Source organism: Streptomyces sp. NPDC047981, from assembly GCF_040653315.1.
GTDB lineage: Bacteria > Actinomycetota > Actinomycetes > Streptomycetales > Streptomycetaceae > Streptomyces.
In genome coordinates this window covers 26,482-38,942 of sequence record NZ_JBEZNQ010000044.1, presented here as the reverse complement: position 1 = coordinate 38,942, position 12,461 = coordinate 26,482, and the positions used below count along the sequence as shown (strand labels likewise).

Below are 12,461 nucleotides of genomic sequence, written 5' to 3'. Positions count from 1 at the left end.
CTCCTTCGTCCTCGTCGGGTCAGCGCGCGATACGGGCCAGCAGGCGCCCGGCATCGGCGAGTTCGGCAGGTGTGGCACCGGAGGCCGCGACATAGCCGTCGGGCCGTACGAGCAGGAAGCCGGAGGCGCGCCGGGTCACATGGACGTGCCCGACCGGCAGCGCGGCCCGCTCCGCCCACTCCCGGCCCCGCCGGGCGACCGCGCCGCCCGCGGGCCCGGAGGTCACCAGACGGAATCCGGCGGGTCCGGTCGCCGTGTCCTCCGGCACCCAGTGCGGCGCCCGCCGGCCGGGGGCGGGCAGCCCGCGCGACCGCGACGACCGGGCGGAGCCGGCCCGGGCGTCCTCCGACAGGGTGTCGGGGTAGTGGATGCGCCAGCCGGCGAGGAGCGGGACGAACCAGCGGCGCAGCACACCGGCCGCCTCCAGGGAACTCCACACCGTGTTGCGCACCCTGGCCGCGAAGGGGCCGAGCATGAAGACCTTCAGGAACCGGTGGGTGACCCGGACGATCTGCTCGGCGGCCCCGCGCCGCTCCGCCTCGTACGTGTCGAGGACGCGTGCGTGCAGTGCGCCGGTGCACACGCCGGCCAGCTTCCAGGCGAGGTTGTGCGCGTCCTGGATGCCGAGGTTGAGGCCCTGCCCGCCGAGCGGGGAGTGCGTGTGGGCGGCGTCCCCCGCCAGCAGGCAGCGGCCCTTGCGCAGGGCGACGGCGATCCGCTCCTGGCTGGTGAACCGGCCGACCATGTCGAGGTCCTCGATGGTGATGCCGCCGGGACCGCGCTCGTCGAGGAGCTGTTGGACGCCCTCGGGGGTCGTCGGATGATCGTCGGGGACCGCGCCGGAGACCCTGATCCGGTCGCCGGGCATCGCGGCGAAGACCACCGAGCCCTTGTGGCCCAGGAAGTAGTGGACCGCGTCCCGTTCGAAGGCGCCGTCGATGCGGCCCTCGGCGAGCAGGAAGCCGGTGGCGACCGGGGAACCGGCGAAGTCGACGCCCAGGAGGTCGCGGACGGTGCTGCGGACGCCGTCGGCGGCGACGAGCCAGTCGGCCTCGACGACCTCGGTGCCCCGCGGCCCCTCGGCCTTGACGGTGACGCCGTCGTCCGCGAGGGCCACGGACGTGACCCGCACGGAGCGCTCCACCCGCCCGCCGGCCCGGACGAGAGCCTCCTCGAGGAGGCGGCTGGTCTCCTGCTGCGGGAGCATCAGCGGTTGGTTCTCGGTGCCGAGGGCGACCCGCAACGTGCGGCCCCCGGCCAGGTGGTAGCTGGTCGTACGGATCCGCAGACCGAGCCGCTCGGCCTCGTCGAGGATGCCGAGCTCCCGGAAGACGCGGAGCGTCGGGGGGTGGAGCTGCACCGCGCGGGAGCCCTGGTGCGGTTCCCCCTGGGCCTCGACGACCCGGGCCGGCACACCGCGCTGCCACAGGGCGCAGGCGACGGCCAGACCCACCGGTCCGGCACCCACGACCAGGACCGGGGTGCGCGGGTTCCGCTGTTCGTCCGGTGCCGAGCCCTTCGGTGCCGTGTCCCTCGCGGTCAGGTCCTTCTCGGTCAGATCCTTCTCGGTCAGGTCCTTCTCGGTCATGCGGTCGGCTCCTTCGCCGGGTCGGGGGCGGTCGTCGCGTCGCCGGGGACCGTGCGGTCCCACCAGCTGCGGACGGCGTGCGCGGTGGTGACGGCGTCCTCCTCGATGAGCGAGAAGTGGTCGCCAGGGACGGTGACGGCGTCGTGCCGACCCGGCCAGACCGACTGCCAGCCGTCGCCGGACGGGGACTCGACCCCCGGTACGGGCCGGTCCGGCCGGACCAGCAGGACCGGGGCCTTGATGTCGGCGGGCCGCCAGTCGGCGAGGAGGTCCAGGTGGGCGGTCATGGCGGTGACCCGTTCGGCGCCGAGCGGCTCGAACTCGCCGAGCCGGCGGGCCATGCCCCGCATCAGCGCCGGTCCGACAGTGGTGAGTTCGGCGCTGCCGGGGACGTACGCGTCGAGCAGGACCAGGGCCTCGGGGAGCACGCCGTCCGCTTCGAGGCGGGCGGTGACCGCGTGGGCGAGGACACCGCCCGACGAGTAGCCGGCGAGCGCGAAGGGGGCCCCGTCGGCGCGGCGGCGCACCGCTTCGGCGAGGGCCGCGGTGAGCGCGTCGAGGGACGCGGGCAGTCGCTCCCCCGCGACGAAGCCCGTCAGGTGCAGCGCCGCGATCTCCTGCTCGCCGCCGAGGCCGGCCGCGAGGCGGGCGAACTGGTGCGGTCCCGAGGTGGCGAGCACGGTGGGCAGGCAGATCAGCGCGGTCCTGCGGCCGCCGGAGGTGATCAGCACCGAGTCGGGGATGTCGTCCGGCCCCGGCTCCTCGAAGGAGGCGCGGGCGGCGACCGCCTCGGCGAGCGGTCCGGCGAGTTCACCGGCCCGCCCGTCGGCGGCGACGGCCGCCAGATACCGGGCCGCGAGTCCGTCCGCCGGATCGTCCGACGGTTCGTTCGCGCCGCCGCTTCCGGTCCCCGGGGCGAACTCCTCGGACAGGAAGGAGGCGAGGGCGTCGGGCGTGCGCCGGTCCAGGACGAGCCGGGCGGGCAGCTTGCGCCGCAGCACCCCTTCGAGACGGTTGCGGAGCGCCACCGCGCCCACCGAGTCCATGCCGAGTTCGAGGAAGTCGCGGCGGCTCTCCACGTCCTCCGGGCTCGCGTGCCCGAGGAGTTCGGCGATCTCGGCGCGCACCAGGCCGAGCAGCAGCGCGTGGCGCTCGGCCGGGCTCGCCCCCTGGAGCTTCACGAGCTCGGCCGCCGCCCGGTCGCGTCCGCCGGAGCCCTGGCCGACGGCCGCCGCGACCTCGGGGACGAGGCCGAGGAACGGTTCGTGCCGCCCGGCCACCAGCACCTTCAGATACGTGTCCCAGTCGATGTCGGCGAGGACCTGGGTGGGGGTGTCCGTGTCGAGGGCCCGGCGGAGCGCGGCGAGGGCCCGCCGCGGGGCGAGCGGCGGCAGGCCGCGCCGGGTCAGGCGCTCGCGCCGCGTGACGGCCTCGGCCGCCGCCGCGGGCTCGGCGGGCTCCTCGTCCCAGACGCCCCAGGCCAGCGAGGTCGCGGGCAGTCCGTCCACGCGGCGCTGCTCGGCCAGCGCGTCGAGGTAGGCATTGGCGGCGGCGTGTCCGGCGAGTCCCAGGCCGGCGCCGAGGACGGCGGTGACGGAGGAGAACAGCACGAAGGCCGAGAGGTCCCGCTCCCGGGTCAGCTCGTGCAGGTGGCGGGCGCCGAGGGTCCTGGTGCGCAGGACGGCCGCGAGACGGTCGGGCGTGAGGGTGCCGAGCGCCTCTTCCTCCAGCAGCCCGGCCGTGTGGAAGACGCCGGTGAGCGGCGCGTCGTCGGGCAGCCCCGCGAGCAACCGGGCCAGCGCCTCGCGGTCGGCGAGATCGGTCCGGGCGACGGTCACCCGGGCGCCCGAGCTCTCCAGTTCGGCGACGAGTCGGGCGACCGGTTCGGCCGTCCTGCCGTCCGCGGTGTCCTCGGGGTTCTCGGGGTCCGTGGTGAGCAGCAGGTGGGCGGCTCCGTCCCGGGCGAGCAGGCGGGCGAGGTGGGCGCCGGGCCCGCTGGTGCCCGCGGTGACGAGGACGGTTCCGTGGGCCTGCCGTGCATCGGAGGAGGGGCGGGCCGAGGCGCGCGGGGCGCGGACGAGCCGACGGGCGAAGAGCCCGTAGGGCCGTACGGCGAGACCGCTCTCGTCGGCCGTCCCCGCCAGGACGGCGGTCAGCCGGAGCAGGTCGCGCTCGCCGGGCGCCTCGGGCAGGTCGACGATCCCCGCCCACAGGTGCGGCACCTCGAGCCGGGCGACCTCGCCGAGGCCCCACACCTGGGCCTGCTCGGGCGCGTCGACCCGGTCGGCGGCGCCGACCGCGACGGCGCCGCGGGTCACCGACCACACCCGGCGGTCCAGGCCCGCGTCGGACACGGCTTGGAGGAGCAGCAGCGTCCCGGCGAGTCCCTTCGGCAGCGCGGGGCGGGCGGTGTCCGCCGCGCCGTCCAGCGGGAGCAGGGACAGCACCCCGGCCGGCGCGGCACCGGCGGTCGCGGCGCGCAGCCGCGCGGTGAGTTCCGCGCGGTCGTCGTCCGCCGCCACGGTGACGAGGGAGGTCCGGGCGCCGCCCGCCTCCAGGGCCCGGACGACGTCCTCGACCAGGGGCTCGTCCGGGGCGCCGGCGGGCACGGCGACCAGCCAGTGTCCGGTGGGCGCGGCCGGGAGGGGGTCACTGGCGGCGTGCCAGGTCACCCGGTAGCGCAGCGATTCAAGTCCGGCGTCCGCGCGGCTCTCGCGCCGCCAGGAGGCCAGGGCGGGCAGGACGGCGCCGAGCGGCCCGGCCTCGACGCCCAGGGTGGCCGCGAGGGCTTCGAGGTCCTCGCGTTCGACGGTCGCCCAGAACGCGGCGTCCAGGGCGTCGGCCGGCGCGGAGTCCTGCCCGGAGACCGCCCCTTCCACCCAGTAGCGGCGGTGCTGGAAGGCGTACGTCGGCAGGTCGGTGCGGCGACCTGCGCGGCCGGCGAACGCCGGCGTCCAGTCCACGGGGACGCCGCCGACGTGGAGTTCGCCGAGGGTCGTCCAGAAGCGCGGCAGGCCGCCCTGGTTCCGGCGCAGCGTGCCGGACACCAGCGGTTCGGCGCCGACGGCCTCGGCGGTCTCCTCCACCCCGAGGGTGAGCACCGGGTGGGCACTGGACTCGACGAAGACGTCGAAGCCGTCGGCGAACAGCCTGCGCAGCACCGGTTCGAAGGCGACCGGCCGCCGGCAGTTCTCGAACCAGTAGTCGGCGGTCAGTTCGGATCCGTCGAGGACCTCACCCGTGACGGTGGAGTAGAGCGGGACCCGCCCCGCCCGGGGCCGTACGAACTCCAGCAGCTCGGCGATCCGCCCGCGCAGCCGGTCGACCTGGGGGCTGTGCGAGGCGACGGTGGCGGGGACGATCCTCGCCCGCACCCCCTCGGCGCCGAGCGCGGCGACCAGCTCCTCCAGGGCCTCCGTCTCACCGGCCACCGTGACCAGACGCGGGCTGTTGAGGCCCGCGACGGTCAGCCGCTCCCCGTACGGCGCGAGCCTCGGCTCCAGTTCGTCCCGGGACAGCGCGACCGAGGCGACGGCTCCCCGGCCGACGAGTTCGTCGGCGAAGAGCTGCGAGCGGAGCACGATGAGCCGGGCGGCGTCCTCCAGGGTCAGCGCGCCGGTGACGGCCGCCGCGGCGATCTCGCCCTGGGAGTGGCCGACGACGGCGTCCGGTTCCACGCCGTGGGAGCGCCACAGCTCGGCCAGGGCCACCATGACCGAGAAGAGCACGGGCTGCACGATCTCGATGCGTTCGATCGACGGCGCGCCCTCCCGCTCGCGCAGGACGTCCTCCACGTCCCAGTCGACATGGGCGCCGACGGCGCGGGCGCAGGCGCGCAGGCGCTCGGCGAAGACGGGGGCGGTGTCGAGGAGTTCGACGGCCATGCCCGCCCACTGGGAGCCCTGGCCGGGGAAGACGAAGACCGTACGGCCCCGCTCCTGGCTCACGCCCGTGACGGACGCGCCCCGGGTCTCGCCCTCGGCGAGACCGGTGAGACCGGCCAGGACGGCGTCCGGGGTCCCGCCGAGGACGACGGCGCGGTGGTCGAGGCCGGTCCGGGTGGTGGCGAGCGCGTGCGCGATGTCGGCGAGGTCGTCCACGGGGTGGGCCTGGAGATGGGCCGCGAGGCGGGCGGCCTGGGCGCGCAGCGCCTGCGGACCGCGGCCCGAGACGAGGAACGGCAGCACGGGCTGCTCGGCGGAGAATCCGGCGGTTCCGACAGCCGGAGCCACGGCTTCCGGCTCGTCGGGGGATTCCGCTTCGACGGGCGCCTGTTCCAGGACCACGTGCGCGTTGGTCCCGCTCATGCCGAACGAGGAGACGGCCGCGCGGCGGGGCCGGCCGGTCTCGGGCCACTCGCGGCGCGAGGTGAGCAGTTCGACGGCCCCGGACTCCCAGTCGACGAACGGCGTCGGCTCGTCCACGTGCAGGGTCGACGGCAGCACCCCGTGCCGCATCGCCATCACCATCTTGATCACACCGCCCACGCCCGCGGCGGCGAGCGTGTGCCCGATGTTCGACTTGAGCGATCCCAGCCACAGCGGCTCACCGGCCGCCCTGTCCTGCCCGTAGGTGGCGAGCAGCGCCTGCGCCTCGATCGGGTCGCCGAGACGCGTACCGGTCCCGTGCGCCTCGACCGCGTCCACCTCCCGGGCCGCGAGCCCCGCCTCCGCGAGCGCCCGCCGGATCACCCGCTGCTGCGAAGGCCCGTTCGGAGCCGTCAGCCCGTTCGACGCACCGTCCTGGTTGACCGCCGTACCCCGGACGACCGCGAGGATCCGCCGCCCGTTGCGCAGGGCGTCCGACAGGCGCTCCACGACCAGCACGCCGACGCCCTCGGCCCACCCCGTACCGTCCGCTGACGCCGCGAAGGCACGGCACCGGCCGTCGGAGGAGAAGCCGCGCTGGCGGCTGAAGTTCACGAACTCGGTGGGCGTGGCCAGGATCGTCACGCCGCCGGCGAGCGCGAGCCCGCACTCGTCGCGGCGCAGCGCCTGCACGGCGAGGTCGAGGGCGACCAGGGAGGAGGAGCAGGCCGTGTCCACGGTGACGGCAGGCCCTTCGAGGCCGAAGGTGTACGCGACGCGGCCGGAGACCACGCTGCGCGCGGCGCCCGTCATCCGGTACCCCTCGATCTCTCCCGGGGCCTGCTGGAGGGTGAGCTGGTAGTCGTCCGTGACACAGCCCGCGTAGACACCGGTCCGGCTGCCGCGCAGCGCGGCCGGGTCGATCCCGGCCCGTTCGAGCGCCTCCCAGGAGACCTCGAGGAACTGGCGCTGCTGCGGGTCCATCGCCAGCGCCTCGCGCGGCGATATCCCGAAGAACTCCGCGTCGAACTCGGGCGCCTCGTAGAGGAATCCGCCCCGGGTGGTGACGGTCCGGCCGGTCCGGTCGGGGTCGGGATCGTAGAGGTCCTCGTCCCAGCCGCGGTCGGTGGGGAAGCCGCCGATCGCGTCGGCGCCGGTCTCCACCACCCGCCACAGGTCCTCGGGGGAGCGCACCCCACCGGGAAACCTGCAGGCCATCCCCACGACGGCGATGGGCTCGTGGCGCCGGTCCTCGGTCTCCTTGAGGCGGCGGCGCGACTCGGTGAGCTCGACGGTGACGCGCTTGAGATAGTCCCGGAGCTTGTTCTCGTCTGGTGTGGCGTTCATCGGTTCCTCGCTGATGTCGGGAAGGCTTCGCGCCGATGTCGGGCGGGGCAGGGGCCCCTGGAGTCGGGAGGGCCTGAGGTCCGGCGGCGCGGTCGCGCCGCCGTCCGGCCGGGTCAGCCGGTGCCGAGTTCGCTGTCGATGAAGGCGAAGATGTCGTCGTCCGACGCCGCGTCGAGGCGTTCGGCGACTCCCGCTCCGGGCGCCTCCGCGTCCCGGTCGGCGAGCCGGGCGAGCAGGGACTGCAGCCGGGTGCCGATCCGGTCCCGGGCGCCCTGGTCCGGGGAGAGCCCGTCCAGGAGTGCCTCCAGCCGGTCGATCTCCTGCTCGACGTCCGAGCCGGGCTCCTCCGGTGCGAGTTCGGCGCGCAGGAGGGCGGCCACGGCCGCGGGGGTGGGGTGGTCGAAGACGAGCGTCGCCGGCAGCCGCAGACCGGTCGCCGCTCCCAGCCTGTTCCGCAGGGTCACGGCGGCCATCGAGTCGAGTCCGAGGTCCTTCAGGGCCTTGCCCGCGGGTACGGCCTCGGATCCCGAGTGGCCGAGGACGGCCGCGATCTCGTTCCTGACCAGCTCGGTCAGGAGGTGGTCCTGCTCCGCCTCGGACCGGCCCGCGAGGGACGCCCGCAGGGTCTCGGCCTCGGCGGGGGTCCCTGAGCCGTCGGTGGCCGGCTCCTCCAGGGCCCGCACGGCCTCGGGCAGGGCGCGCAGCAGCGGGGTGCTCCGGACGGCGCCGAGGGCGGGGGCGAACCGGGTCCAGTCCACGTCGGCGACGACGTGTCCCCCGTGCGCCCGGCCGACCGCCTCCAGCATGGCGTCCAGGGCCCGCTCGGGGTCGAGTTCGGCCAGGCCGAGCCGGCGAAGCTGGTCGCGTCGAAGCTGCTCGGCAGCCGCGCCGGCCGGGTCGGCGGAGTCTGCCGACTCAGCCGGGTCGGTCAGGTCTGCCGTCGCGTCTGCCGTCGCGTCGACGGTCGCGTCGGCGGTCACGGCGGTGTCCGCCCAGACGCTCCAGGCCAGCGCTGTCGCGGTCAGGCCGCCGGCCCTGCGGTGGTCGGCGAGCGCGTCGAGGTGGGCGGTGGCCGCGCCGTACGCGCCCTGGCCGCCGCTGCCCCACACCCCGGCGACCGAGGTGAACAGCACGAAGGCGTCCAGGTCGTCGGCGTCTTCGCCGTCGCCGCCGCGGTGGGAGAGCAGTTCGTGCAGGTGCGCCGCGCCGGCCACGGTGGCGCTCACCGTGCGGGCGAACTCCGCCTCGTCCGTCTCGGCCAGCGGGGCCACGCTCAGTTCGGCGGCGGCGTGCACGACGGCGGTGAGCGGCCGGTCCGACGGGACGGCGGCGAGCAGGGCGGCCACCGCGGCCCGGTCCCCGAGGTCGCACGGCGCGACGGTCACCTCGGTGCCCAGGGCGGCGAGTTCGGCGAGGATCTCCTCGGTGCCGGCGGCGGTCGTCCCGGGGGCGTGGGTGAGCAGCACGTGCTCGGCGCCGAGGGCGGCGAGCCGGCGGGCGACCCGCGCGCCCGTGCCCCAGGTGCCCTCGGTGACGAGGACCGTGCCCCGGGGCGTCCAGGCGGGGTCGCCCGGGCGGCCGACGGAGGCGCGCACGAGACGCCGTACGAGCGTCCCGGCCGGCCTGATCGCCACCTGGTCCTCGTCGGCGGGCGCGGCGAGCACGGCCGTGAGGCGGCGCAGCGCGTCCGTGTCCGGTGCGGCCGGGAGGTCGACGGCGCCGCCCAGGAGCCGCGGATGCTCCAGCGCGGCGGTACGGGCAAGACCCCACACCTGGGCCTGCGCCGCGTCGGCGGTCAGGTCCTGGCCGCCGGTGCCGACGGCGCCCTGGGTCAGCAGCCAGAGGCGGGGCGCGGCGGAGCCCTCGGGCACAGCGGCGGCCTCGGGGGCGGCTCCGTCGGCGCAGGCCTGGATCAGCAGCAGGGTGGCCGTGGTGCCGCGCGACACGCCCGGGTGGTCGTCGAGCGGGGTGGTGTCGAGGGCGAGCAGCGACAGGACGCCCGCGAGCGGAGCGCCGTCCGCCGCTTCGGCAAGCTGCCGGGCGACGGACGCCCGGTCCGCCCGCGCCGGGTCGACGACGACCCGGGCCGGGTGGGCGCCCCGGGCGGCCAGCGCCGTCATGACGCCGGCGGCCAGGCCGGAATCCGCGGTGGCCGGGGGCTCGACGACCAGCCAAGTGCCGGTCAGATCGGTCTCGTCGGACTCGTCGGCGGGCCACCAGGCGGCGCGGTAGCGCCAGTTCTCGATGGAGGAGCGCCGGGCGCTGTCCTCGCTCCACTCGGCCAGAGCCGGTACGACGTCGGCGAGCGCGTCGGCGGTCCGCGGCCCGAACATGTCCCGCAGGCCGTCGAGGTCCCGCTCGCGCACGGCGGACCAGAACCGCCGCTCAGGGCCGCCGTCCACCACCCCGTCGGCCGACGGCACGACGGACTGCTCCAGCCAGTACCGCTTGTGCTGGAAGGAGTACGAGGGCAGGTCGACGGTCCTGGCGCCGGCGCCCTCGTACAGCACGCGCCAGTCCGTCTCGACCGCCCCGCTCGCATGGGCCTGCGCCAACGCCTCGGTGAGGGTACGGACCTGGGGCCTGCCGCGCCGCTGGGCGGCGATCAGAAGGGGGGCGACGCGGTCGGCGGCCCCGTCGGCCCCGTCGGCGGCGAGGCCCTCCTGCGCCATGGCCGTGAGGACGGCGTCGGGCCCCAGCTCCAGGCAGGTGCCGACGCCCTGGGACCACAGGGTGGCCAGGCCGTCGTGGAAGCGTACGGCTCCCCGGATGTGGTCGGCCCAGTACTCCGGGGAGCACGCCTCCTCCGCGGTGAGGAGACGGCCGGTGACGTTGGAGACGATCGGCACGGTCGGCGGGGAGAAGGTCAGTTTGCCCGCGACCGCGCGGAACTCGTCGAGGATCGGCTCCATGTGGGGCGAGTGGAAGGCGTGGCTGACCGTCAGGCGCCGGGTCTTCACACCCCGGGTGCCCAGGTCCTTCGCGATGCCGAGGACGGCCTCCGTGTCGCCGGAGATCACCACGGAACCGGGCCCGTTGACGGCGGCGACAGCCACCTCGTGCTCACGCCCCACCAACAACGGAACCACGTCCGCCTCGGGCGCCAGGACCGACACCATCGCACCCGTCTGCGGCAGCGCCTGCATCAGCCGACCCCGCGCCGCCACCAACGCCGCCGCGTCCGCGAGCGACAGCACACCCGACACATGCGCGGCGACCAGCTCACCGATCGAGTGCCCCATCAGCAGGTCCGGGCGCAGACCCCAGGTCTCCAGGAGCCGGAACAGCGCCACCTCGTGCGCGAACAGGGCGGTCTGGGTGTACGCGGTGTGGTGCAGCAGCTCGGCGGCCTCGCTTCCCTCCTCCGCGAACACGACCTCGCGCAGCGGACGTTCGAGCAGACCGTCCACCTCGTCGCACACCGCGTCGAAGGCGGCGGCGAACACCGGGTGGGTGTCGTACAGTTCCCGGCCCATGCCCGCCCGCTGGCTGCCCTGACCGGTGAAGAGCAGGGCCACCTTGCCGGCCCGGTCGGCCACGCCCGACGCGAGCCCGGGGGCGGGACGCCCCTCGGCGAGCGCGAGGAGACCGTCGCGCAGCTCCGCCGTGTCGGCGCCCAGGACGACCGCGCGGTGCTCGAAGGCCGGGCGGGCGGCGAGGGAGAAGCCGACGTCGGCCACCCCTGCCAGGTCGGCACCGTGCTCGGCGAGACGCTCGCGCAACCGCCGGGCCCCGGTCGCGAGCGAGCCCGCGCTCTTCGCGGAGAGGACGAGCGGGAGAAGCCGGGGCGGCACGGTCTCACCGGTCGGCTCCTCGGCCACGGCCTCGACCGGAGCCTGCTCGAGGACCACGTGCGCGTTGGTCCCGCTGATCCCGAACGAGGAGACCGCCGAGCGGCGGGGCCGCCCCGTCTCGGGCCAGTCGCGCCGCTCCCTGAGCAGCTCCACGCCTCCCGACTCCCAGTCCACGAAAGGTGTCGGCTCGTCCACGTGCAGGGTCGACGGCAGCACACCGTGCCGCATCGCCATCACCATCTTGATCACACCACCGACACCGGCGGCGGCCTGCGCATGCCCGATGTTCGACTTGAGCGATCCCAGCCACAACGGCTCACCGGCCGCCCTGTCCTGCCCGTACGTCGCCAACAGCGCCTGCGCCTCGATCGGATCGCCGAGACGCGTACCGGTCCCGTGCGCCTCCACCGCGTCGACGTCCCGCGCCGCGAGCCCCGCCTCCGCGAGCGCCCGCCGGATCACCCGCTGCTGCGAAGGCCCGTTCGGCGCCGTCAACCCGTTCGACGCACCGTCCTGGTTGACCGCGGAACCCCGCACGACCGCCAGAACCCGCCGCCCGTTCCGTACGGCGTCCGACAGCCGCTCCACGACCAGTACGCCGACGCCCTCGGCCCACCCCGTACCGTCCGCGGACGCCGCGAACGCACGGCACCGGCCGTCCGCCGACAATCCCTTCTGCCGGCTGAACTCCACGAAGGTCCCGGGCGAGGACATCACCGTCACCCCGCCCACCAACGCCAAGGAGCAGTCCCCCTGACGCAGGCCCTGCACCGCCATGTGAAGTGTCACCAGCGACGACGAACACGCCGTGTCCACCGTCACCGCGGGGCCCTCGAGACCGAAGGTGTACGCGACCCGGCCCGACAGCACGCTGGCCAGGCCGCCGGTCAGCCGATAGCCCTCGACGCCCTCGACCAGGTCGTGGAGGCGCGGACCGTAGTCGTAGTACATCTGGCCCGCGTAGACGCCGGTGGTGGAGCCGTGCAGCGTGGCCGGGTCGATCCCGGCGCGCTCCAGCGCCTCCCACGACACCTCCAGGAACAACCGCTGCTGCGGATCCATCGCCAACGCCTCACGCGGCGAGATACCGAAGAACTCCGCGTCGAACTCGGCAGCCTCATGCAGGAAGCCGCCCTCGCGCGTGTACGACGACCCCGGACGCTCCGCCCCCGGGTCGTACAGCTCCTCCAGATCCCACCCACGATCCACCGGAAACCCCGAGACCGCGTCACGACCCGACTCCACCAACCCCCACAGGTCCTCGGGCGACGCCACGCCACCCGGATACCGGCACCCCATCCCCACGATGGCGATGGGTTCCTGGGCCGCGTCGGTGATCTGCCGGTTCTGGTGGCGGAGCCTCGCGTTCTCCTTGAGCGAGTCGCGGAGGGCTGCGACGAGTTCGTCGGGCGCCGTGTTCGTCAT

The 12,461-nt window shown here is 75.4% G+C and carries 3 protein-coding genes; all 3 read right to left on the bottom strand.

The window, feature by feature from the left end; all coding sequences use genetic code 11:
* Nucleotides 1-19: 19 nt before the first annotated feature.
* Nucleotides 20-1,588, bottom strand: coding sequence for an FAD-dependent monooxygenase (locus AB0E14_RS24695; RefSeq protein ID WP_362421988.1), 1,569 nt, complete (start codon nucleotides 1,586-1,588; stop codon nucleotides 20-22).
* On the bottom strand, nucleotides 1,585-7,242 hold the full coding sequence (locus tag AB0E14_RS24690) for a type I polyketide synthase (RefSeq protein WP_362421985.1): 5,658 nt from the start codon (nucleotides 7,240-7,242) through the stop codon (nucleotides 1,585-1,587). Before AB0E14_RS24690 ends, AB0E14_RS24695 begins: the two co-directional genes overlap by 4 nt.
* 113 nt (nucleotides 7,243-7,355) lie before the next feature.
* Nucleotides 7,356-12,461, bottom strand: a complete 5,106-nt coding sequence (locus AB0E14_RS24685; RefSeq protein WP_362421982.1) for a type I polyketide synthase — start codon at nucleotides 12,459-12,461, stop codon at nucleotides 7,356-7,358.

Excerpts from the sequence above, each read along its gene's own strand:
- AB0E14_RS24695 (WP_362421988.1), bottom strand. The coding sequence starts at position 1,588 with ATGACCGAGAAGGACCTGACCGAGAAGGATCTGACCGAGAAGGACCTG.
- AB0E14_RS24690 (WP_362421985.1), bottom strand. The coding sequence starts at position 7,242 with ATGAACGCCACACCAGACGAGAACAAGCTCCGGGACTATCTCAAGCGC.
- AB0E14_RS24685 (WP_362421982.1), bottom strand. The coding sequence starts at position 12,461 with ATGACGAACACGGCGCCCGACGAACTCGTCGCAGCCCTCCGCGACTCG.